Raw genomic sequence first — 22,670 nt, 5'->3', positions numbered from 1 at the left:
CCGAACCCCGCAGTGACAAGGGTCGCCGGGGCACAGGACCAAGGCGCCGTACGGCTGTGGCGCATCTGGTCGGCGAGGACCGCGCCGAGTCGGCCGCCGGCTCCCCGAGACCTTGGCCCTGATTCAGCTCATTCCCCTCCAGGCCACCGGGCGCCGTTCTCCGGAACGGTTCCTGCGGGCATCCGCGGCAGGACGGAGGGAGCCGTCGAGCAGACCGCAGCCTGGGTCGCGGGGGCGGTACCGAGTGGCCGCCGATGCGGTCCGGACAGGCCGCTCACCGCCGCGCGTCGATGGCGCTACCGGGCCTGGGGCTGCTTATGGCTGGGGTCCGGCTGAAAGTCGGGGCACTCGTGGTTCCGGCATGCGCCCGGGCCCCAAGCGGGGACGAATATGCCGAGAGTCTTGTGGCGGTGCACTGCGGCCGGCACGGTCTGTTTGCAGGTTGGACACACATACGCTTCTCGCTTACGGCTAACTTTGACCATATTTTTACGATATGCCCGTACTGCCTCATCGGAAAGTGCCCTGCCTCCTCGCTGGTCCTCCATCACAGGTGGCGAGCCGGGCTGCTCGGCGGTCCCGGAAGCGACTCTCGGCTCGCCGGCCTGCTCCACAGCACCTGCCGGGGCGGGCCGGGCGAGGCCGGGCCCCACGGACCCTGCCAGGACGAGGGCGATGACCGCGAGACTGATCGGTGACGGTATTCCCGGACGGACAGGGCGGGAACCGGACCCGCACCCGCTGGGACCGGGCGGTCTACGCGACGACCCGTCCTGGCCCCTGGTCCGGGACGGATGGCGCGGCCCCCTGGCCCTCCTGCGTCGGTTGCCAGGCGGCCGCGCACAGGGACTCGGCCACGGCGGCTGTGTAACGGGCGGCGGTGAGCCAGTAGGTGGCGAAGCCGTCCGTGTCGGCAGGGAGGAGGCGGCCGAAGAGGTCGCGCTCGCGTTGAGCCGCCGATGCGCACAGGGCGCTGAGGAGTCCGGCGGCCGTGGGGAGGCCCGCGCGGCGGATGCGGCGGACCTCGGCGGTGACGTCGCCGAGCATGCCGAGGGCGGCGCGGCCTGCCGGGACCGTCTGTTCGACGCGGCGCTCCAGGAGGTACAGGGGCGAGTGCTCGCCGGACCCTCCGGGCTGTGGCGGGGCTGGGTGCACGGGGGCACCCGGGTCCGGGAGGTCGGCACGGCGCAGGCGGTCGAGGCCAAGGTCGATCGTGCCCTCGCCCGTGGGGTGCGTGCAGGCCAGGAGGGTGAGACGGGGGTGGAGGGAGGGCACCAAGCGGCCGATGATCCTCAGCCGTGCCCCCGGCGCCATGGCCAGCAGCATCAGGTTGTCGCGGTAGGCCAGCGCGGGGTCATCATCGGCGACGGTGAGCCGGACGGGAATGCCTCCCTCGCACCGCGCGAGCAGGCAGATGCCACTCGACTCCCGTACGGCGCCGATGAGTTCGACATCCAGGAAGAGCAGGTCGCTGCCACCGCCGTCCGGGTCCGAGTAGCGGGAGGTGGACCGCAGCGCGCGGGCGGCCTGTTCGGACGGCGGCGTCTCCCACAGGGCGGCGAGCGGCAGCTCCGTCCACGCCGCGCCCCGGGCGGTCACGGCCTTGACTCCCTTGCCGGCACCCAGTCTGCCGTCCGGCGAGACCGTCGCCCCCGAGACGGCCAGGCCGGCCCGGCCCAGCTCCCGATGGGTGAGCGCGCTGTCCCCCAGGCGCACGGCCCGGTCGGCCACGCCCAGGGCGCGTCCGACGCCGCCGGGTGCCACGTCGCCGACCGTGAAGAGGCGGCCGTCGGAGCCGGCGACCCAGGTACGGACGCCGCCGTGCCCCGAGTCGGTGACCACGGGTTCGGTGAACAGGCCGTACAGGCGCAGCGAGCCGTCCGGGCTGTAGGGGCGGCGCGCGCGGCCTCTGACTGCGGCCAGCTCCGCTCCGGACGCCGTCCCCACTCGGTGCGCGGTGCCCAGGAGTTCGGCCAGGGCCGTGACGAGGTCGGCGGTGCGGTAGGACGGGTCCCCGGCGCGGGCTGCGCGCAGCAGTGTGACGACGGACAGCGCAGCGCCCGCGGCGCGCGGCAGGTACCGGAGCTTGGCGGTGTGCGCGGCGCGGAGAATGGCCGACTGGGTGACGGCACCGGCCCCGTCGACTCCGGCCTCCAGCACGGCGGCGCCCGCCGACCACAGGGCGGCGGCCGCGGCCAGCTGCGCTGAGCTCGCCACCTCGGGCGAGGAGGCGGAGTCGGGGGTGAGGCCGGGGATGGCGGGAGAGTCGGGGGTGGAGGCGGGGTCGGAGATGGGGGCGGGGTCCGTTGCGGAGGCGGGGTCCGTTGCGCAGGCGGGTTCGGGTACCGCACTTGTGGGCTCGTCGGTGCGCTCCGGCGCCAGGTCCGCCGCGGGAGCGGCGCAGGCGGCGGCCGCGCGGTGGGCGCATGCCGGGGCGAGGAGGCAACCGCAGGTGATGGCTTCCGCCGTCGCCACCACGCCCCCCGGGGCATGCAGCCGCAACTCGGTCTCGTCGTCGACCGCGATGGTCACCGTGTCCCCGTCACGGTGCGTCGGGCGGGCGCCGAGCTTGGTGACTGTCGCGTCCAGCCGCTTGCGCAGCCGGGGCGAGAGCTCCTCCACCAGCATGGCCGTGACCTCCGGCGCGACGGGTGGCAGCTGGGCGGCGTTCATGCGGTCTTCTCCCCTATCCAGCGGGCCAGTTCGAGTGGGCTGAGGGCCGCCACGGGCATGCCTGCGGCCACGAGCTGCCCGGCGACGCCCGTCGAGTAGCGGGGCCGGCCGGCGTCGTCGAGACTCGCGCACCCGAGGACGTGGCAGCCGGTGGTCACCAGGGCCCGCACCTCGGACAGCAGTCCGCCGAGTGGTGCGCCCTCCTCGAAGTCGCTGATGACGACGACGAGGGTGCGGGTGGGCACCGCGATCAGGCTGCGGGCGTGCCGCAGCCCGGCGGCGATGTGTGTGCCCCCGCCCACGCTCACCTCCAGCAGGAGGGAGAGGGGATCGTGCACATGGCCGGTGAGGTCGACGACCTCCGTGGAGAAGGCCAGGAAGTGGGTGCTCAGGGTCGGCACCCCGGCGAGCACGGAGGCGGTCAGCGCGGACCAGATCGTGGACGCCTCCATGGATCCGGAGACGTCGGTGACCAGGATCAGGCGCCAGTCGGCCGACCGGCGGGCGCGGCTGCGGAACACCGGCCTCTCGGGGATCACCTGGACCGTTCCGTCGGCCGTCCGCCGGGCGGTGGCCAGGTTGGCGCGCAGCGTGCGCGGCAGGTCCAGCCGACCGCCGGGGCGGCGGGTGGGCCGGGCCAGCATCGTGCCGGTGAGGGCGGGTCGCAGCCGGGTGGCGAGCTGCCGGGTCAGTTCGTCGACCAAGCGGCGGACCAGGGGCCGGAGCGCCGCAAGGCGGGCTTCGGGCAGGCCGCCGGCGTACCGCAGGATCGTCCGGAGCAGTTCCACGGAGGGGGTCGCGGCCGCTGGGTCGAGTTCGGCGAGGACGTCCTGCCGACCTGTCGCGGCTGCGGCGGCCAGGACCTCTTCGCGGATGCCGGGGCCGAACAGCGCGGCCAGTTCCTCGGACCACTCGCGGACGCCGGGGAATGACGGCTCCCGGCCGCCGCGCGGTCCGGAGCCGCCACCGTGACCGGGGAGGCCGCTGCGGGATCCCTCGCCGTGTCCCGCGCCGTATAGCTCGTCCAGAGCGGTCGCCAGGCGGCCGGCGGCGGCCGGCAGTTGGTCCGGGCGCCGGCCGAGCACGAGCCGCCACCGGTCGGCGGGCGCGAGGGTCCGCGCGGGCGCGGCCGCGGTGGGGGGTTCGGCGGGTGCTGCGGGTGCGGCCTCGGTGGAGGGAGCGGTGGGTGCTGCGGGTGCGGCCTCGGTGGAGGGAGCGGAGGGAGCGGTGGGATGGCCCGACAGCGGTGGGAACCGGTCGTCGTGCGCGGGTGGCGGGACGGGCAGGCCGAGGCCGGTCAGGAGCTCGCGGGCCGCGAGGTCGGCTGTTGTCAGGCGGGCCAGCTCGGCCGGATCGCCCGCGTCAAGGGTGTCCACCCGTTCGCCCAGCCGCTCTTCGACGGTGTCCAGCAGCCGGTCCCGGGCGGCCGGGCTCAGGGTGTCGAAGCCACCGCGCAGGGCCGGCAGCCGGGCCAGGAAAGCGGTGTCGTCCAGCTCGACGACCCGGTGCAGCAACGGGTCCAGGGCGCCGACGCCGACGGTCAGGAGGGGGCCCGCCACCGTCAGGACGCCGGTGAGGCGGGCTGCGAGCGCGGCCCGTGAGGTGCTGTCCACGGCTCCGTCCACCCAGGAGGCGACGCGCCCCCCGAAGGCCTCGGCCTCTTCGTGGCCCGTGAGCACCCTGACCGCTCCGGCGGCCGCGGCGATCAACGGGGTGCCGTCGGCGGCCAGCCGGGCGAGGGCGTCGGTGAGCCGGATGCCGCCCACCCGGTCGGCCCGCTGGGCCAGTTCGAGCAGCGCCCGGGCGTCCTCGGGCTCCTCGGAACCGGTCAGGCCGTCGACCTGGCGGACCGCGGCCGAGGTCAGGAGTTCGGCCGCGCGCGCGGTGCGGGTGCCACGGGCGGAGACGACGGCGGTGGCGGTGGCGTCCGTGGTCGAGGGGTCGTCGGGCGCGGCCAGGCCCGGCAGGTGGCCGGCGTGGATGCGATCCAGCAGGTCGAGCCCGGCAAGGAGTTCGGGAAGGGAGCCGCTCGCGGGGAGTACGACGGCCAGTTCCGTCAGCCGTTCGTCGGCAAGGGCGGGGAGCCCGCACTCGGCGGCCTCCGTGAGGCCGCGGACGACCTGGGCGGCCGTCGGTCCGCCGTCCGCGCGCTCGGCCGCATGCCGCTCCCGCAGCACGCCCGCGGCCGCCTGGGCCGGGGTGACGCCGCGGGCCCCGGCCGCGGTGAGCATCGCGGCCGTCGCCGGTGTCCACCGCACCTGCCAGCGCGTCGTGAGTCCTTCCGTGCCCGCCGCACCGGTCACCCCCTGCTCCTGTCCGTAAGGGATACCGCACACCGTCAGCCTGCGCAGCAGCAGTTCGCGGCGCCGGTCCAGGGCGGAGCGCGCCGGGTCGAGCCGGAGGTCGCGCGGTGTCTTCTCGTGCGCGTCCTCGGGGCCGGGGAGGGAGAGCGCCACGGTCTCGGCCTCGACGGCGGGGCCCAGTCCGCTGCGCGGTGCGGCGGGTGCGGGCCGTCCGGTGCGGGCTCCGACCAGTACGCGTTCGAGTGCCCGGGCGACGGCACGGCCCGTGCCGTAGGTCTCGCCGCGCCCCAGCACCGTCTGCACGGCTTCCAGGAGTTCACCGCGGCCTGGGGCGGGCAGGTCGCGCAGGCGGGCCAGGTCACCGGCCACCCGGACGACCTCCCGGCCCTCTGCCGGACCGTAGGGGTGGCCCTGTTCGCGCAGGGCGGCGCAGACGCGGACCGCGGTGCGGATCAGCGCCTCGTGCAGCGCGACCGGGTCCCCGGCGGCGTCCAGGACGGTGTGCTGCCACTCCGGGTCCCGGATGCCGGCCGGGTAGCCCGACCGTGAGTCGAGCAGCGGGTACGTGTACGGGATCAGGGAGACCGTGCACTCCGCCGCCGTCCCGGCAGCTCCGTTCACGTGGCCGTCCGCGCCGGGCTCGGGTACGGCGGACGTGTCCGGACGCGCCGGACGCGCCGGACGCGCCGGCGCGTCCGGCGCGGGGCCTCCGGCGGCGGACGGCAGCAGCGCCGGGGTGTGGAAGGCTCCCACCACCACGGCGGGCCGCCGCCCGTTCGCCAGGGCCTCGGCGACGTGTCCGCGCATGCACGCCTCGCGCACCAGGTCCGTGCGTTGCACCCCGCCCCCAGCCTCGGCCTCGTGGCGCAGGGCCCAGCCGGTGAGCAGGGCGGCACGGCGGAGCGCTTCGGGTGTCGATCCGGGCGCGAAGGCCTCCACCAGCCGGTCCCACAGGTCGTCGCCGTCCCGGCCGGTGAGCCGGGACCGGAGCGCGACGGACAGTCCCTGCCCCTCGCCCGGCACGGGCACGGAGGCGGCGCCCGGGACGGGGGCGGAGGCGGGGGTGTCCGGACGGCCCCCCGCCCACGCCCGGTCGGCCAGCGGCAGATCGCAGGCCACAGCCGGGACCCCGTTTCTCGCCGCCCAGCGCAGAGCGACCAGTTCGGGCGAGAAATCCGCGAACGGATAGAAGGCCGGCCCCCGTTGGCCTGCGGAGCCGGTCCCGGGCCCGTCGGCGGGCACGGCGGCCAGCGCCACCGGGGCCTCCGTCTCCTCGTGGGCGAGCCAGCCCAGCCAGGGCTGGAACTCGGCGGGCAGTTCGACGAGGAGGACGTCGGGGGCCGCCGCGTCCAGCAGTGCCGGGAGGGCGGCCGCCAGCGAGGGCGCGTGGTGGCGCACCCCGATCAGGAACGGCAGCCCGGGGCCGGTCGCCGCGAGGGCCGCCACCGCGGCTTCCGCGGTGGCGGGCCCGGCCGCCGGGCCCAGCGCCGGGGAAGCGGCCGGCGCTCCGGCGGCGGACGACACCTCGACGGTGAACCGCGTCCCGGGGATGGTCGAGTCGCTCATCCGTCAGTTCTCCAGCACCGCGCGCAGGTCCCACAGGGCCCGCCAAGTGGCCGACCCCTGCTCCGCGCGCCTGCGCACCGGCCCGTCCCAGTAGCCCAGCAGCCGTGCCGCGTCGGCGGGGTCGTCCTTGCGGACGACGCCGAGCAGATGGCCGGGCAGGAGGGAGAGCACGTCCCGGTCACCAGGGAAGTAGGCGGCGGCCAGGCCCAGAGCCCCCGCGACGGAGACCGCCTCCGCCGTGCTCATCACCGTGGAGGGGCGCTCGACCTCCCAGCCCTCCGCGGAGCGGCCTTCGCGCAGGTCCCGGAAGGCGGTGACAAGCGCTTCGAGGACCGCGTCGTCCACCTGGTAGGCGGCGCCCACGCGTTCGACGGCCGCCCGCGACTGGCGCCGCACGAGCGCGGTCTCGGCGTCCACGTCCCCGATGGGGCCCACTGTCTCGAAGTTGAAGCGCCGCTTCAGCGCGGCGGACATCTCCGAGACGCCCTTGTCCCGCAGGTTGGCGGTGGCGATGAGGGTGAACCCGGGGGCCGCGTACACCTGGGCGCCCTCGCCGCCCGCGAGTTCGGGGACCGCGATCCGCCGCTCGGACAGCAGTGACACGAGAGCGTCCTGCACCTCCGGCAGGCAGCGGGTGACCTCCTCGACGCGGGCGACGGCCCCCCGGGTCATGGCGGCGAGCACCGGGGAGGGCACCAGGGCTTGCTCGGTGGGGCCCTGGGCGAGCAACAGGGCGTAGTTCCAGCCGTACTTGAGCTGATCCTCGGTGGTGCCCGCGGTGCCCTGCACGGTGAGCGCGCTGGTCCCGCAGACTGCCGCCGACAGCAGCTCGGAGAGCATGGACTTGGCGGTGCCTGGTTCGCCCACGAGGAGGAGCCCGCGCTCTCCGGCGAGGGTGACCACACACCGCTCGACCAGGGCGCGCTCGCCGACGAACTTCTGCTCGATCACCAGGCGGGACGGCACCCCGGCTCCCGGTCGGGCGCCCTTCGGCAGGCCCAGTGCCTCGCCCGCGCTGCCCATCACGAAGGTGACGACGGCGCGCGGGGTGAGCAGCCAGCCGGGTGGGCGGGGCCCGGAGTCGTGGACGGCGAGGAAGGCCAGCTCGGTGGCGTACCGGTCCTCGGGCAGCGTGATCTGGCGGGGCTCCCGGCCGGGGGCCGTCGCCTGGTCCGGGACGCCACCCGTGGTGGTGCTGTCCATGGTGGTCGTGGTGGTCGTGGTGTCGTTCATCATCGGCGGCGGCCCTTCCGGGTTGCGCGGGTGTCCAGTTCTTCGAACGCGGGGGCGTCGCCGCCGCGGACCCGTGCCCAGGCGGCTGCGAACAGCGCGGGCACAGGGAGGTCGGGCAGGGTCCGGGTGGAGCCTGCCACGGGGTACAGGCGTTCCTTCCAGGTCTCCAACGGCAGTCCGGGGGCGCCGCGTTCGAGCCAGCCGCAGGGGAGGAACAGGGTGCGGCCGGCGCGGGAGCGCTTCGCCTCCACGACGAGGTCGGTGGCGGCGAGTTCCGCCCGGGCCTTCTTGATCCGTGCAGGCTTCCATTCGGTCCAACGGGCGCAGTTGCGGTCCGTCGGGTCGGGCAGGGCGAGCAGCATCAGGTAGAGGGCGGCGGCGTCCGCGCTCAGGCCGAGGGCGTCCGCGGCTTCGGTCACCAGGTCCGGCACCGCACGCGCCGGGTCCTGGGCCGGGTGGAGCGGGGAGCCGTCGGGCGTGCCCGCCGAGGCCAACGCGTCGGTCTCCTCGTCCAGCAGGGTGCGCAGCGCGAGCAGATCCCAGGTGCCGTAGTGGCTGACGGTGCCCTCGACAAGGCCGAACGCCGGGTCGTCGGGGCCCGCCAGACCGGCTGGGCGGATCAGGAGCTTCTCGTTGTTGGCGTAGCCGGGGGCGAGGAGCAGGGCCGTGCCGGCCCGGACCAGACCGTCGGCATCGGCACCGCCGGACTCGGGGAGCCCGTAGGCGGCTCGGACCACGAGGCCGATCGAGCTCCCCGACTCCGCCCATTCCAGACCGAGGTCCAGCACCAGGTCCGGGTCGGCGAGGCGGTCCCGCAAGGCGGTGAGCCCGACGGGCAGGTGCGCCCGCAGGGGGTGCCCGTACGGCAGCGTGTAGGCGAGGGTGCGCAGGGCGGTCAGTGCCGACGAGACCGCGCCGCGTGCGGCCGCCCGACGCAGGCCCGGGCGGCCGGTGCCGTCCGGGACATCGGTGCCGTGGGCGAGCCAGGTCCGGGCGCCCGCGTTGAGGATCAGGTCGACGGCGCCCGAAGTGGTGCCCGACAGGTCGAGGTCCAGCTCCTCGGGGACGCGGACGAGGGAGGCCAGGCGCGTCTGCCAGACCTCGGCGGCGGCCCGGACGTCGGGGCCCGTGGACCACAGCTCGGCCGGGTCCGCGGGCAGCAGTGCCTGGAGCAGGGCGTGCCGGTCGTCACGGGGCAGGGCGTCCAGCCTGGACTGGGCCGCCTCGAAGGCACGCGTCTTCACCCCGAGGAGCGCGAGCGATTCGGCGCCGGGCTCCTCGACGGCTGCCGACAGCAGGGCGGCGGACTGGAGGGGACCGATGCCTGTGGCCGTGTGGAACGCCTCGGCGGCCTCCTGACGCCAGGGTGCCGGGCCCTGCTCCCGTACCAGGGCGATGAGCCGGGAGAGCCGGTCGCGGTCGATGCCCTGTCGGTGAACCTTCTCGTGGTCCAGGGTGAAGCCGGGGACGGGGCCGAAGGCTCCGGTCGGGTCGTGGTCCAGGGCGAGCCAACGTACCGCGTCGTTCCGGGAGTTCCATCCGTGGCCGGCGAGGACCACGATGGTGCGGGCGCCCCTGCGCAGCACCTGGCCGAGGCGGTGCACGGCCTCGGGGCGTCCCGATCCGGTCGCCCCTCGGGAGATCGGCTCGACGAGTTCCACCTGCCGGACGGTGCCCGCCGGGTCGGCCAGAGGGCCCGCGGCGAGGGTCTCCAGGAACACGAGGAGCCCGGTGCGGTGCTCGGGGGAGGTGGTCGCCGAGGCTGCCCGGTAGGCCAGTTCGGGCAGATCGCCGAGGAGATCGGTCCAGGTCAGGGAGTCAACGGGCACGGTGTACTCGTCCCGCTGCCACCCGTCCACGGGAGTGAACGGAACCGTGGACAGGATGGGTGGGCCGAACGCCGGCTCGCCGCCGAAGACGTGGTTGACGGCGAGGATCTGCCGGATCACGGTCCATCGGCGCCCGGCTCCCCACCGACCGCCCCGCATCCGCTCGGAGTCCCAGGCAGAGGCGGTCTGCAGTGTCGTGTCGTCGGCGTGCTCGGGCTCGTGATCGAAGAACATGCCCTGGGTGCGCGCGGTGTTCCGGGGAGTGGCCGGCTCCACGGGCTTGGGCGGTTCCAGGTACCGGACGGCTGCGACAGCCCGGTCGACCGCGTTCCGGACGAGCGCGGTGACGCCCGCGAGGAGCCGTGCGTCGGACACCTCGGGCAGCACCCTGGCAAGGGCCTCCTGGCTCAGCTCCTGCGCCGAGGGCCCGGTGTACTTCTCGACAGCCCGGAACGCCTCCAGGTGCCGGGCGACCGCGTCGACGACCTCGTTGAACAGCTCTCCCGCCCGGGAGTCCGTCAGGTTCCGCAGGGCGGTGGAGCCCCGCTCGTCCCTCGGGCGCAGGGCGTGCCAGTAAGCGACGGGAGGCACGTAGGGGGTGCCCGCCGCGTCGTTCCCGCCGGAGGAGCCGGGGGTGACGGACCACAGGCTGCCACCGGTGCCGTCCGTGTCCGCCGGGTGCGCTTCGACGGAGCGGTAGTGCAGGGCAGCGACCGGCCGCGACCCGCCGGGCAGGGTGAGGGCGCCGAGCGGCACCGGGGAGCCGCCGTCGGGCAGCGGGTGCGGCAGGGTGACCGTGTGGCCGTCTGGGGTGCCCGCGACGATCCGGTGCCCGTCGGCAGGGGCTGCTGTGCCGGGCTCGGTGACCGTATGGCGGACCCAGCGGCCCAGGACCGTGCCGTCCGTGCCGAACGGGGTGGTCTCCAGACCGGGCTGGAGGGGCAGCACCTGACAGTGGTCGGTGAGGAGCCGGGTGCCGTCCTGCACCCCGGAGCGGAGGAAGGCGGGGAGGGATGCCCGGCCGTGCGTGCCGCCGGCCGGGTCGTACTCCAGCCACACCCGCTGCGTGCCCTGGTGGCCCTCCCGCCAGAGACCGGTGCCGTCGGAGATGACGGCGTGCTGAGGCGGAAGGGAGGTGTCGCCCGCGTGCAGGGCCTTGCCACCGGTGGCGCGGCCGCCGCCGGGCAGCGGCAGGGAGACCTCGTCCGAGGGGCCGGAGCCGCCCCAGCGGGGGATCTGCTCGCCGCCGACGGTGAACACCTCGGAGGGACGGTGCGACCAGTAGCCGTGCAGCTTGCCGTCCTCCCACCAGATGACCAGCAACTCGCCGTCGACGTAACGGAAAGCGAGCTGTCGCCAGTGGTCGACGGTGGCGGGCAGCCGCAGGGTGTGCCGCAGCAGAACGCCTTCCGGGCCGACGACGACGGCCCGTTCGAGCGTGTTGAGGATCAGCGCGGGCCAGGCACCGGTGACACCGACGTCCTTCGACCGGTGGCGCTGCTGACCCGTGGCGGCGGCGGCCTCGGCGGCCAGTTCGGCGTAGGTCTCGTCGAGCGCGGACCAGCCCAGTTCGTCGAGGACGCCGGTACGCAGGGTGGAGGCGAGCAACGGCACGACATCGTGGGCCTCGAGGAGTCGCACGGCTTCCGGGGCGACGTCCGCGACGACGGTGCGGAACGCCGAGAGCCTGTTGAGAGCGGTACGCAGCCCGGGAAGCCCTCGCGCTGCCGCGTACTCCTCGGCGCGGTCGGTCAGCCACTCCCCGAGGACTACGGAGAGCACCGGGTGTGCCGCCAGCTTCGCCATACCGGCGTCGCTCAGCCGCTGGCCGTGTCCGTCGCCGAGGCCGCCGACGTTCCGGCTCAGAAGGGCGCGGAAGACCGGGCGTTCGGCGACGGCGGTGAGATCGCGTGCGCCGGGCGCTTGGTCGATGAGCCACGGGCCGACCGGGATGCCCGGAGAATGCGCCGCGCCCGTGTCCTGGTCGTCGGGCTCGGCGACGGGGATGCCGGAGGCCAGGCAGAGGTCGAGAAGGTCCAGGTCGGCGTTGCGCTGCCAGCGGCCCTGAAACAGCTCGACGGGGCGCCCGTCGGCGCGCAGCCGGTCTGCCATCCGGGCGGCCAGGTCGAGGGTCCGCGGGCTGCGGCCCGCGGTGGCCCGGTGGCGCCGTCGGTGGGCCTCCCAGCGGGCGAGCCAGTCCGCCGGGGAGACGGAAGGATCGCAGGGGGCGGCGGAGTCGGAAGGACCGTTGCCGGAGGTGTCCGGGAGGGCGGTCAGCAGGTCCTCGGCGCCCGACTCGGCCAGCAGCGCCAGCCAGTCGGATTCGCCGGCCTTCTCCCGGCCGCTCTCACTGAAGGTTTCCGGGAAGAAGCCGAGGAGCCGACCCCGCACGGCCGCGTCCCGCCGGGCGAGGGCGATGAGCGCGGAGCGGTAGGCCGCCCAGAACGAGGCGGGGGCGCGGACGACTCCCGGGGAGCCGATCAGATCGGCCACCAGATCGCGTTCGGCGGCCTCGCGGTCCAGCCCGGCGGCCTTGACCAGCGCGCGTACGTCCTGCGGCAGCGCCGCGTACGGCGGCATGCCGGCGGCGCAGCGCTCGACCAGCAGACGGCGGAACTGCGCCCAGGCGTCCGCCGGGGCGAGCCGGGCCACCAAGTCCCGCACGTACTGCCGCAGCGCCTTGACGGTCAGCGCGCCGGCGAAGGCGAACTCCAGGAAGACGGCCCGCTGCCGGTCCTCGTCCACGACCAGCCCGTGCACCCGCTCGGCCTCGCGGGCCTTACCGAAGAAGGAGGCGGCGTAGGTGGTGTTCTCGGCCTGGAGGAAGAGGCGTGCCACCTGCTCGTAGTAGGTGGGGAGGAAGTGGGGCACGGCCCGGCCGAGCCGGTTGCCGAGTGCGTCGAAGCCCTCTTTGGCCGCTCCGGCGCGGGTCCTGGCCTGTCGGCCGAGCCGCTCGATGTCTTTGACGAGGGCCAGGGCGTGGTGCCCGTTGGCCGGGTCGTTGACCAGCGCCCAGGCAGGGAAGCCCAGTGTCTCGCGGCGCACCTGGCCCACCACGGGGGCCTCGGCGGTCCGGGTCAGCCCGAGGAACTCCAGGGCCAGGTCCTCGGCTTCGCCGAGCGTGCCGGGCACGAGCCGGACCACGGGGCGGTCGCCGAGGGCGGGGTGTGTGTAGGTGCGGGCAGTCAGCGCGTCGGCGTCGTCCCGGTCGGTGGTGCCGGCCGGGAGGATCGTGCCCGCGTCCAGCAAAGCCGCCGCGCGGGCCTCGGCGGCGGAGGTGCTCTCGCCCCGGGCCTGCGCCGGGAGCAACGCCGCGCCCGCTGTCGTCGTGTTCGCGTTGGTGTTCGTCGTCGTGATGCTCATGCCGCCCGCTCCTCGTCCGCCACGTCGCGGCCGGCGTAGAGCGCCGCCGCCATGCGCATGCCCTCGGACCACGCGACGGGGCCGACCTCGGCGGCCGTCAGCGCGCGCCCCGCAGGGTCGGTCCAGCCCAGGGGGCCCGTCTCGGTGCCGTACTCGTCGTATCCGTCGTGCTCGCCGATCCAGATGCGCGCTTCGGCGGTGACACCGTCCTCGACGACCGGGCAGACCGCGTATCCGCCGCGCGACCGGTACCCGAGTTGGGTGACGCGGCCGTGCAGGAAGCGCAGTTCCTTGAATGCGCCGCCGGCGTAGGTGTCCACGGATGTGGTGTCCGGGGCGAGGCCCGGCGGGCGGTGCCACACCTCGCGGAACAACTGCGCCACGTTCTGGCGCACCTCCAGTTCGACCGCGAACTCCCGCAGGTCGTCGAGGTCGTCGAGGAGGACGGGGTGGGGCAGGCTGACGACGTCCGGCGTGATGCGGACCGTGTCGCCGTCCAGGTCGACGAGGCCGAGACCGCGGTCGGGGTCGACATCACGCAGGAACCCTGCGACCCCGCCGTCCGCGCCGGTGACCACCACGTCCCGCAGGGCCGCCTGCCACGACGGGTCGGGCCAGACCTGGGCGAGCACGGCCGTGGGGACGGGCAACGAACGCACCATCCACTGCTCGACGTCGGTCAGGCACCGGTGTTCGTGCCGCTCCAGCCACTCGGTCAACTGCCGGAGCCCGATGACCGCCGGGTCGTCCTTCAATCCGGCCGGGACGGACTTCAGCCGTCGGCCCTTCCCGTTGCGGCAGACCACCTTGCCGGCCTCCAGGGCGACTTCGTAGTCGCCCGCCTGCACCCACCCCATGCGCTGTTCTCCCCGTTGTTCCGGACGGCCGCCGAACCGGCGGCACGCTGATGAAACCCGTCAGCGGCAACGCACCGTGACGAGTGGGAGAAACTCTAGGCGGCCCCAGTGACAATCAGTTCGGGCGCCTCCGCTTCGTCGTACGGGCCCGCCCCCAGAACGAACCGCCCGGCCGTGCCCACCATCCCGCCGAGGCCCGCGACATCGCGGAACGCGCCGGCGCGACTGACCGAGCGCCAGGCCTGGCCGGTCGGCTCGCCCTCGGCGGCAGGAGCCCCGCTCAAGCTGCGGCCGGTGGCGGTGGTGTCCTGTCCCGGCCGCGGCGTGTTGATGAGCCCGGTCGAATGCCGGGTCGGCCCCGAGCGTCCGGTCGTCTCCGACGAACAAGATGGGCCGGCAAGTGCCTGAACGGTCTGGGCTGCGGGACAGCAGCCCTTGGGAAACCGTGCGGGCCCGGGCCGAGTTCGAGGAGGCTCGGGTCGTGGGGCTCGCGGGACGCCGGTGTCGGGAGCGACGATCCGAGGCACGCCGGGCCTCGCATCCCGGCTGCCGCGCCCGCTCCGGGGCCGGTCGGCCCCGGAGCGTCGTCCGGTCCCGGGGGACCGAGTTCTTCGGGGTGGCGGTGGGTCAGCCGAAGACGACCGAGCGCACCTTCAGCCGCTCCGAGGCCCCGCCGGTGTGCGGACGGAGCATGAAGGAGTCACCCTCGCAGTTGAGCTCGGTGAAGACCGTCGCCCAGGCATCCGTGCGGTTCTTCGGTGAGTGACCGGGCTGGGGGTTGTCCTGGCCTACGCCGGGGAGATCGAGGCACTCGCCGCTGGGCGGGCTGTTGAGGAAGCCGACGGCCTCGTATCCCTCGATGGTCACGTAGTCGTAGCGGAACTGTCCGGTCGCGGCCGAGGCGGAAGCAGGGGTGACGGCGATGAGCAGGGTGGCGCCGAGAACGGCCGTGAAAGCGGAGCGAAGACGCATCGTGGGTCTTTCTGCTGGTGGGGACGTTGCCGTGATCCTCATTGCCCAGTCATCGGACCTTGCATCCGCGCTTCACTCGTACGGATGGCGAGGAAACGAACCTGCATTCCCCCAAAGGGCCGCCACGTCCTGTGGACGGGGAGACCGAGGCTTCGCCACGGCCCTGAACCGGCCCTTTCGGACGGAAGCTGGGCCCTGCACCAGTGGATTGCCATCCTTGACTGAGCGCGGTGCGAATTCCCGCCTCAATGATGGACCGCACGGCTCGGAACGCCGCCGTGACGCCTCAGGTGGCATGGCCGGCGCGGGAAGGCCGACAACGCGGGCGAGGGCGGCTGTGACGGGAGCGCAGTGGCCGGGCAGGTGTGTGGAGGCCCAATCCCGGCCCGCCGGCGTCAGGAGGTCGCCGAGGTCGCGCTCGGCACCGGCGAGCAGGTCACGGCGAGACGCAGGCCCGGGGCTCAGCCGGAGGCAGCAGTGCGGGACAGGGCGGTGCGCAGCGCGAAGGCACCGAGCAGGCCGCCTGCCGTGAGCCTTTGGGCGGCCATGGCGCGGGGCCGGGCGGCCAGAAACCCCGACACCCGCGCTGCGCTCAGCATGATCAGAGCGTTCACGGAGATCCCCACGACGATCTGCACGCCACCGAGCTGGAGCAGTTGCCCCCAGGCCGGGCCTGCCTGCGGGTCCAGGAACTGGGGCAGCAGGGCTGCATACATGAGAGCGATCTTGGGGTTGAGCAGGTTGGTCAGCAACCCCATCGAGAACAGGCGGGCGTCGGAGATTGGAGGCAGGTCCTGGGCCGGGGCGAAGGGTGAGCGGCCGCCGGGCTTGAGCATGCTCCAGGCGAGATAGGCCAGGTAGGCGGCTCCGGCAAGCTTGACCACTGTGAATGCCACCGGCACGGCGGCGAACAACGCGGACAGGCCCGCAGCCGCGGCCAGCAGGTAGCACACGAATCCCACGGCGGTCCCGCTGAGGCTGACCAGACCCGCCCTGCGGCCTTGGGTGATCGCGCGGGAGGCAAGGTGGATCATGTTCGGCCCGGGAGTGAGCGCCATGCCCAGTTCGACCAGTGCGACTCCTCCGACTGCGGTCAGAGTGATCACCGGTCAACCTCCAGGTCGTTCGTCAAGTACCCGATACGGAACGGGGATACCCGACCGCAAGGGGACGGGTACGACGCATGCGCAGCGCCTACCGCGCCGCTGCAGCTTACGGCCTTGCCACTCGGCGCCTTCATGCGCCCCGGCCCCGGCCCCGTTCCTGAGGCGCCCCTTCTTCCGGACCGCCGACGAGATCCTCGACGAGGTCGCCACTTGTTCAACGGATCTCCGACGCAGGTCACCAGGGCGACCGGGTACAGTGCGCGCCGGCAGTCCGGCTACTCGAGGAGGGGAAACGTGACCGACACCAGCGAAGCCCGGTCCGCGGAGGGTGCAGCGCATGCGGCCCAGGAGAGTCGGCTGCGCCGCCTGATGCGCTACATCCCTTTGATCGCCCCCGTCCTGCTGTGGACTGTGCCCTGCTGGGTGCTGCTCCACGCCGGCCAGCACTGGCCGCTCCCCGTGGCGCTGGGCGGCACCGCCCTGTTCGTCCTCGGTCTGGTCGCCATGCCGCTCGCGATGATGCGCGGCCACGGCCGGCGGCAGCAGGACTGGGCGGCGATCATCGGAGACACCCTCCTTGGGGCCGGCTGGGTCCTGTTCACCTGGTCCGTCCTGCTCGGCGTCCTGCTGCGCCTCGCCCTGACCGTGGCCGGCGTGGGCGACGGGCAGAACCGGGCCCGGATCGTCAGTTGGGTGGTCCTCGGCGTAGCCGCCGTGCTGCTCGCCTGGGGGTACGCCGAGGCCCGCCGGGTACCACGGGTACGCCGGCTCGACGTTCAACTGCCGCGACTGGGAGCCGGACTGGACGGAACCCGCGTCGTCCTCATCACCGACACCCACTACGGCCCGCTCGACCGCGCCCGCTGGTCTGCCCGGGTCTGCGCGAAGGTCAACACCCTGGAAGCCGACCTGGTCTGCCACACCGGCGACATCGCGGACGGCACGGCCGAACGCCGCCGCGCCCAGGCCGCTCCGCTCGGCACCGTGCAAGCCACCCGGGCCCGGGTCTACGTCACCGGAAACCACGAGTACTACAGCGAGGCCCAGGGCTGGGTCGACCTGATGGACGAGCTGGGTTGGGAGCCGCTGCGCAACCGTCATCTGCTGCTCGAACGCGGCGGCGACACCCTTGTAGTCGCCGGCGTGGACGACGTCACAGCCGAGTCCTCCGGCCTGGCCGGCCACCGCGCCCACCTCGCCGGGGCCCTGAACGGCGCCGACCCCGACCTGCCCGTACTGCTCTTGGCCCACCAGCCCAAGTTCGTCGACCGAGCCGCAGCGGGCGGCATCGACCTCCAGCTCTCGGGCCACACCCACGGCGGCCAGATCTGGCCCTTCCACCACCTCGTCCGCATCGACCAGCCCGCCCTCGCAGGCCTCAGCCGCCACGGCACGCGCACCCTCCTCTACACCAGCCGCGGCACCGGTTTCTGGGGCCCGCCGTTCCGCGTCTTCGCCCCAAGCGAGATCACCCTGCTCGTACTCCGCTCCCCGCAGCGGCCTCCCACACAGCCCTTCTGAGCAGGGCCGCAGCCAGATGTCCCTGCCGTCATGCTCCTTGAGCTCCCGGAAGGCAGCGGCCGGGTCACGCGTCACGGCAGCGGCGGGAAAGCCGCCCCAGGGGCGCCCTCCAGCCTGGACGGGGCGACGGACTCGGTGAGGCTGTTGAGCTTCTCGCCGTACTCGCCCTGGTCGTCGCCAACGGCCAGCAGACACTGATCCGCGCGAACAGGACGGCCGGGTAGGCCCCCGCCCGGGCCGGGTGGTCGCGACCGTGCCCCGGGCCTACCGCGTCGCGCCCGTGCGAGCGGCCCGTCGGCTCTGGGTCAGGGGGTCGCGGCGGAGACGACGTACACGACAGGCGCCACCGGGTCGGTCATGTCGACGGTGATGTCCTGGGTCGGCCGCGGGTCCTTGTTGGTGTGCGTGGTGCCCGCCCACGAGACGCCGTCGCCGAAGTACCAGCCCGCGATCTTCGTGTCGCGCTCGCCCACGGTGACCTTGCCCGTCTCCAGGGCGGCACGTCCTGTGCCCACCTGGGTCAGGAACCGGTCGAGGCCGTTGGACGTCGTGCGGAACTGCACGTACATCCGGCTGGCCTTCCAGTTGTTGGTCTCGTAGTACTGGACCTCTTTGGCGTCCATGGGGATCGGCACCTCGAAGATCCGGCGGAGCATGCGTGACGGCCAGCCCTCGCGGAGTCCCTGCGCCGCCGCCTCGGCGGCCTTGTCCTGCCCGGAGCGGCGGCTCTGTCCTGCGGAGATCAGCAGGTAGCCGGCCGGGATGCCGATGAGCAGCACGATGATGGTCGCCGTGATCAGGCGCCGGCGGACAGTCCGGCGCCGTTCCTCGGGCGTCGGTCCCTCGCCGGGCGGCGGGGACTGGCGCGGCACGACGGGGTGCTCGGCTGCGGTCATGGGTGTGGGGATCCCTAGGAAGTGCGGGTGTTGCGCGTGTTACGGATGGTGCTGGCGGCCTGGTCGTAGATCTGGGCGTACCGCTCGTACCGCTCGACGCGTCGGCGGTTGGTGCGCCGGAAGCGGCGGGCCACCAGCCTGGCGAGGTCGGCCGCGCCGACCATACCTGCCTCGGGGCCGAGCTGCGCCTTCGCGATCCGGGCCTCGGGACGGTAGCCGCGGCCGGTGAGGTGCCGTTTGAAGGCGTCCCTGGCCGGTCCGATCAGCAGGTCGTCGGCGGCGCTGACACCGCCCCCGATGACGAAGCAGGAGGGGTCGAGCGCGGCGGCCAGATTGGCGATGCCGACGCCGAGCCACTGGCCGATGTCCTGGAGGAGCTCGATGCACATCGCATCGCCCTCGCGGGCCAGTTCGGTGATGAGCGGTCCGGTGATGTCGGGGATGTTGCCCTTGACCCGCTCGATGATTCCGTGGGCCACCGGGGAGTCCGCGGCGGCCAGTTCCCTGGCCTCCCGGACGAGTGCGTTCCCGGAGCTGTACTGCTCCCAGCAGCCGCGGTTCCCGCAGGGGCAGCGGTGGCCGCCGGGCACCACCTGCATGTGGCCGAACTCACCGGCGACGCCGTACTTGCCGCGCTTGACCTGACCGTCCTCCAGGATCGCGCCGCCGATGCCGGTGCCGAGCGTGATCATGACGAGGTGGTCCTCGCCGCGGCCGGCGCCGAAGCGCCATTCGGCCCAGGCGGCGGTGTTGGCATCGTTGTCCACCATGACCGGGACCACGAGCCGGGAGGCGATGGCGTCGCGCAGGGGCTCGTCGCGCCAGGCCAGGTGCGGGGCGAACAGGACCTTGGAGCGGTCGGCGTCGACCCAGCCGGCCGCTCCGATGCCCACCGCGTGCACGTCATGGCGGTCCGAGAGGTCCAGCACCAGCTCGACGATGGTGTCCTCGACGACCTTGGGGCTCTTGGACTTGTCGGGCGTCTCGGTGCGCAGGGTCTCCAGGATGTTGCCGTCGGCGTCGACGACGCCGGCCATCACCTTGGTCCCCCCGATGTCGATCCCGACCGTGGGGACCCGCGGCGCGGTGAGGTGCGAGCGCCGCTCCCTGGTGCCGACGGTCCGCAGGACGGTGGCGCGGGCGGAGCCGCGGTGCGTGAAGTCGCGGTACGTGCTCATCGTCCCTGCATGGTCTGGGGGGCCGGCTCGTCGTGCTTCCGGCGGCGGACGGTGCCCGCCGGAGTCGATTCTGCCACTGACGGCCGGGGGCCGTGCGGCAACCGGCCTGCCGCCGCCCGCCCGGCAGGCCCGGAGACCGGGCCCGTCGGGCGGGCGGGAACAGCTGTGGACACGGTCACGCGGAGGTGTCGTCCTCGTCCGGCCGGCCGGCCGGCGGGCCCGGGGCACGCTCCAGCTCGTGGCTGAGCTCCTCCAGCTCACTGCCGCCCGCCATCTGCCGGGTCAGCTCGTCCAGCGTGACGCTGCCCTTCGCGTGGCTGCCCGCCATGGCGCCCCGCTTGAGGAGCACGAAGCGGTCACCGACGAGGTACGCGTGGTGCGGGTTGTGCGTGATGAGAACCACGCCGAGTCCCGCGTCCCGGGCGGCGGCGACGTACTTGAGCACCACACCGGACTGCTTGACGCCCAGCGCCGCGGTCGGCTCGTCCAGGACGAGGACCTTGGCACCGAAGTGGACGGCACGCGCGATGGCGACGCACTGGCGCTCACCGCCGGACAGGGTGCCGATGGGCTGGTCGACGTCGCGCAGGTCGATGCCCATCCGCAGCAGCGCGGAACGGGTCGTCTCCCGCATCAGCCGGACGTCGAGGCGCTTGAAGGGACCGGCGCCGGTCGTCGGCTCGGAGCCGAGGAAGAAGTTGCGCCAGACCGGCATCAGGGGCACGACGGCGAGGTCCTGGTAGACCGTGGCGATCCCCCGGTCCAGGGCGTCGCGCGGATTGGCGAGTGCGGTCTCCTCGCCGTCGATCAGGAAGCTCCCGGCATCGTGCCGGTGCAGGCCCGCGATGATCTTGATCAGGGTGGACTTGCCGGCACCGTTGTCACCGAGGACACAGGAGATCTCCCCCGCGTGGACCTCCAGCGAGACGTCCTGGAGCGCCTTGATGTTGCCGTAGTACTTGCTGACGTGGTCGAGCTCGACCAGGGCCCGCCGGCCGGTGTCCGCCGACCCGCTCGATGCCTGGGGGGCCGTCATTTCGTCGCCTCCGCGCGCTTGCGTACCCATGCGTTGAGCAGGGTGGCCAGGAGCAGCATGGCTCCGAGGAAGAACTTGAACCAGTCCGGGTTCCACTCCGCGTACACGATGCCCTTGCTGGTCATGCCGAAGATGACGGCGCCGACCGCCGAGCCGATCGCGGAGCCGTAGCCGCCGGTGATCAGGCAGCCGCCGATGACGGCCGCGATGATGTAGATGAGCTCGTTGCCGACGCCCTCGCCGGACTGCACCACGTCGTAGCTGAACAGCAGGTGCTGCCCGGAGACCCAGGCGGCGAAGGCCACCCCGAGGTAGAGCCCGATCTTGGTCCGGATCACCGGGACGCCGACCGCGCGGGCCGCGTCGGCCCCGCCGCCCACGGCGTAGATCCAGTTGCCGAAACGGGTGCGGAGCAGGATCCAGGTGGCGACCGCGACGAGGACGGCCCACCACAGGATGGTCACCTTCAGCTCGACGCCGCCGACCGTCCAGTGCGAGGCGAAGACCTTGCGGGCCGAGTCGAAGCCCTCCATGTTGCCGATGGTCTTCGTCGAGACGGTGCCGCTGATGAGCTTGGTGAGTCCCAGGTTGAGGCCGGTCAGCATCAGGAACGTACCGAGCGTGATGATGAAGCTCGGGAGCTTGGTACGCGTCAGCATGAAGCCGTTGAAGGCGCCGATGACGAGCGTGACCAGCAGGGACACGAAGACGCCGACCCACACGTTGGCCGTCATCTGGTAGCTGAACATCGACGAGATCAGCGCGGAGCTGGTGACCATCACACCCGCGGAGAGGTCGAACTCTCCGCCGATCATCAGCAGCGCCACCGGCGCCGCCATGATCCCGATGGTGGAGGCCGCGTACAGCACCGTGCCGAAGCTGGTCGCGCGCAGGAAGCTGTCGGCCACGATCGCGAAGAAGAGGAAGACGGCGACCGCGCCGACGATCGAGCCCAGTTCGGGCCTGCCGAGCAGCTTGCGCAGCGGCGAGGTGCGCAGCAGTCTCTCGTCCGCACCGGGCGGGGCGGACGAGCCCGAGGCCGCGGTCATCGGGTTCCCCGGTCCGCGTACTCGGCCAGCTGGGCGGCGTCGGCGGAGGTGATGACCTGCGGACCGGTCAGGACCGGCAGCCCGCCGCCGAGCACATTGCGGTTGTAGCGGTAGAGCCAGAGAAGGTCGACGGCCTCGTACCCCTGGAGGTAGGGCTGCTGGTCGACGGCGAAGCCGAGGGTCTTGGCCTGGAGCTCGGCGGCGACCTTGGCGTTCAGGTCGAAGGTGTCGATCTCCGCCTTGCTGCCGGCGGTCTGCTTCGCCTTGACGGCGGCGTCCGCGAACGGCGCGCCGAGGGTCACGACCGCGTCGATGTCCTTGTCGGCCTGGAGCTTCGCCTCGATGGAGGCCTGGACGTCCGGCATGTTGGTGCCTTCGACGTACAGGTTCAGCATCTGACCGTCGAAGGTCTTCTTCGCCCCGGCGCAGCGCTGCTCATGGCCGACGTTGCCCTGCTCGTGCAGGATGCACAGGGCCTTCTTGCGGCCGCGCTTGTTGAGCTCGTCGCCGACGGCCTCGCCGGCGATCGACTCGTCCTGGCCGATGTGCGTGAGCGCGCCGTAGCTCTTGGACTCGGCAGAGCCCGAGTTCACCGTGATCACCGGGATGCCGGCCTTGACGGCCTTGGCGACGACGTCCTTCATGGCGTCGGGCTTGGCGAGCGTGACGATCAGCCCGTCGACCTTCTTGTCGATGGCGGCCTGGACGAGCTGGGCCTGCTGCTGCGCCTCGTCGTTGTGCGAGTACAGGAAGTTGATGTTGTCCTTCTTGGCCGCCATGTCGGCGCCCTTCTGGACGATGTCCCAGAAGGTGTCGCCGTCGCCCGAGTGGGTGACCATGGCGAAGGTCCAGCGGGGCGTGTTCACCGCGGACCGGCCCTCGGCCGCGGCCTGCGCCGCACGCTCCTCCGCCCGCTTGCCGCCGGTGCTGCTGCATCCCATGAGGGAGGCCCCGAGCACCGCCGCTAGCACGGCGCCCATCGCACGTACCCCTGTCCGAACCCTTGCCACGACGCCGTGCCCTTCTTGTGCTGCTCGCTGTGCTGCTGGTGGAGCCGGGGCCATGCGGTCCCGGCCCGGCTGGGCAAG

Annotated in this window: 14 protein-coding genes; 1 reads left to right on the top strand and 13 read right to left on the bottom strand. The window is 73.3% G+C overall.

Features of this window, described 5'->3' with window-relative positions; all coding sequences use genetic code 11:
* Positions 1-756: 756 nt before the first annotated feature.
* From ACIOEW_RS06645 to ACIOEW_RS06610, 8 genes are all read right to left on the bottom strand, one after another.
* Positions 757-2,673: a hypothetical protein gene (locus ACIOEW_RS06645; RefSeq protein ID WP_401961929.1), complete on the bottom strand. Its 1,917-nt coding sequence runs from the start codon at positions 2,671-2,673 to the stop codon at positions 757-759.
* On the bottom strand, positions 2,670-6,542 hold the full coding sequence (locus tag ACIOEW_RS06640) for a DUF5682 family protein (protein WP_401961927.1): 3,873 nt from the start codon (positions 6,540-6,542) through the stop codon (positions 2,670-2,672). Before ACIOEW_RS06640 ends, ACIOEW_RS06645 begins: the two co-directional genes overlap by 4 nt.
* A 3-nt stretch (positions 6,543-6,545) precedes the next feature.
* The gene (locus tag ACIOEW_RS06635; protein WP_401961924.1) at positions 6,546-7,778 is read right to left on the bottom strand and encodes an AAA family ATPase; all 1,233 of its coding nucleotides are present in this window, start codon (positions 7,776-7,778) and stop codon (positions 6,546-6,548) included.
* Complete coding sequence (locus tag ACIOEW_RS06630) at positions 7,775-12,967, bottom strand: hypothetical protein (RefSeq protein WP_401961921.1); 5,193 nt, start codon at positions 12,965-12,967, stop codon at positions 7,775-7,777. The genes ACIOEW_RS06635 and ACIOEW_RS06630 overlap by 4 nt, the downstream gene beginning before the upstream one ends.
* On the bottom strand, positions 12,964-13,824 hold the full coding sequence (locus ACIOEW_RS06625; protein WP_401961918.1) for a DUF4132 domain-containing protein: 861 nt from the start codon (positions 13,822-13,824) through the stop codon (positions 12,964-12,966). Before ACIOEW_RS06625 ends, ACIOEW_RS06630 begins: the two co-directional genes overlap by 4 nt.
* A 95-nt stretch (positions 13,825-13,919) precedes the next feature.
* Positions 13,920-14,108, bottom strand: a complete 189-nt coding sequence (locus ACIOEW_RS06620; protein ID WP_401961915.1) for a hypothetical protein — start codon at positions 14,106-14,108, stop codon at positions 13,920-13,922.
* A 343-nt stretch (positions 14,109-14,451) separates the two neighbouring features.
* Positions 14,452-14,796 carry a hypothetical protein gene (locus ACIOEW_RS06615; protein ID WP_401961912.1) on the bottom strand — a complete coding sequence of 115 codons (345 nt, stop codon included), beginning with the start codon at positions 14,794-14,796 and terminating at the stop codon, positions 14,452-14,454.
* A gap of 461 nt (positions 14,797-15,257) precedes the next feature.
* Positions 15,258-15,902 carry a LysE family translocator gene (locus ACIOEW_RS06610; RefSeq protein WP_362548943.1) on the bottom strand — a complete coding sequence of 215 codons (645 nt, stop codon included), beginning with the start codon at positions 15,900-15,902 and terminating at the stop codon, positions 15,258-15,260.
* A 294-nt stretch (positions 15,903-16,196) separates the two neighbouring features.
* Between ACIOEW_RS06610 and ACIOEW_RS06605 the strand changes: the two genes are divergently transcribed.
* On the top strand, positions 16,197-17,423 hold the full coding sequence (locus ACIOEW_RS06605) for a metallophosphoesterase (RefSeq protein ID WP_401961909.1): 1,227 nt from the start codon (positions 16,197-16,199) through the stop codon (positions 17,421-17,423).
* A gap of 305 nt (positions 17,424-17,728) precedes the next feature.
* Here the strand turns inward: ACIOEW_RS06605 and ACIOEW_RS06600 are convergent, their stop codons facing one another.
* From ACIOEW_RS06600 to ACIOEW_RS06580, 5 genes are all read right to left on the bottom strand, one after another.
* Positions 17,729-18,319, bottom strand: coding sequence for a hypothetical protein (locus tag ACIOEW_RS06600; protein ID WP_362548958.1), 591 nt, complete (start codon positions 18,317-18,319; stop codon positions 17,729-17,731).
* Positions 18,320-18,333: 14 nt separating this feature from the next.
* Positions 18,334-19,497: an ROK family glucokinase gene (locus ACIOEW_RS06595; protein WP_123527511.1), complete on the bottom strand. Its 1,164-nt coding sequence runs from the start codon at positions 19,495-19,497 to the stop codon at positions 18,334-18,336.
* Between the two features lie 175 nt (positions 19,498-19,672).
* Positions 19,673-20,533: an ATP-binding cassette domain-containing protein gene (locus ACIOEW_RS06590; protein WP_401961906.1), complete on the bottom strand. Its 861-nt coding sequence runs from the start codon at positions 20,531-20,533 to the stop codon at positions 19,673-19,675.
* Positions 20,530-21,582, bottom strand: a complete 1,053-nt coding sequence (locus ACIOEW_RS06585) for an ABC transporter permease (protein ID WP_362548965.1) — start codon at positions 21,580-21,582, stop codon at positions 20,530-20,532. Before ACIOEW_RS06585 ends, ACIOEW_RS06590 begins: the two co-directional genes overlap by 4 nt.
* A complete protein-coding gene (locus ACIOEW_RS06580; protein ID WP_362548968.1) occupies positions 21,579-22,562 on the bottom strand; it encodes a sugar ABC transporter substrate-binding protein in 984 nt (327 codons plus the stop codon). Before ACIOEW_RS06580 ends, ACIOEW_RS06585 begins: the two co-directional genes overlap by 4 nt.
* Positions 22,563-22,670: the final 108 nt, after the last annotated feature.

This window comes from Streptomyces sp. NPDC087901 (assembly GCF_044742205.1).
Classification (GTDB): Bacteria; Actinomycetota; Actinomycetes; order Streptomycetales; family Streptomycetaceae; genus Streptomyces.
Note: the sequence above shows the minus strand (reverse complement) of the source record. Positions and strands in the feature narration are given on the sequence as shown.

What these genes read in the sequence shown, in the direction of transcription:
- ACIOEW_RS06625 (WP_401961918.1), bottom strand. Translation starts at nt 13,824, where the DNA reads ATGGGGTGGGTGCAGGCGGGCGACTACGAAGTCGCCCTGGAGGCCGGC.
- ACIOEW_RS06640 (WP_401961927.1), bottom strand. Translation starts at nt 6,542, where the DNA reads ATGAGCGACTCGACCATCCCCGGGACGCGGTTCACCGTCGAGGTGTCG.
- ACIOEW_RS06635 (WP_401961924.1), bottom strand. Translation starts at nt 7,778, where the DNA reads ATGATGAACGACACCACGACCACCACGACCACCATGGACAGCACCACC.
- ACIOEW_RS06590 (WP_401961906.1), bottom strand. Translation starts at nt 20,533, where the DNA reads ATGACGGCCCCCCAGGCATCGAGCGGGTCGGCGGACACCGGCCGGCGG.
- ACIOEW_RS06630 (WP_401961921.1), bottom strand. Translation starts at nt 12,967, where the DNA reads ATGAGCATCACGACGACGAACACCAACGCGAACACGACGACAGCGGGC.
- ACIOEW_RS06600 (WP_362548958.1), bottom strand. Translation starts at nt 18,319, where the DNA reads ATGACCGCAGCCGAGCACCCCGTCGTGCCGCGCCAGTCCCCGCCGCCC.
- ACIOEW_RS06645 (WP_401961929.1), bottom strand. Translation starts at nt 2,673, where the DNA reads ATGAACGCCGCCCAGCTGCCACCCGTCGCGCCGGAGGTCACGGCCATG.
- ACIOEW_RS06615 (WP_401961912.1), bottom strand. Translation starts at nt 14,796, where the DNA reads ATGCGTCTTCGCTCCGCTTTCACGGCCGTTCTCGGCGCCACCCTGCTC.
- ACIOEW_RS06580 (WP_362548968.1), bottom strand. Translation starts at nt 22,562, where the DNA reads ATGGGCGCCGTGCTAGCGGCGGTGCTCGGGGCCTCCCTCATGGGATGC.
- ACIOEW_RS06595 (WP_123527511.1), bottom strand. Translation starts at nt 19,497, where the DNA reads ATGAGCACGTACCGCGACTTCACGCACCGCGGCTCCGCCCGCGCCACC.
- ACIOEW_RS06585 (WP_362548965.1), bottom strand. Translation starts at nt 21,582, where the DNA reads ATGACCGCGGCCTCGGGCTCGTCCGCCCCGCCCGGTGCGGACGAGAGA.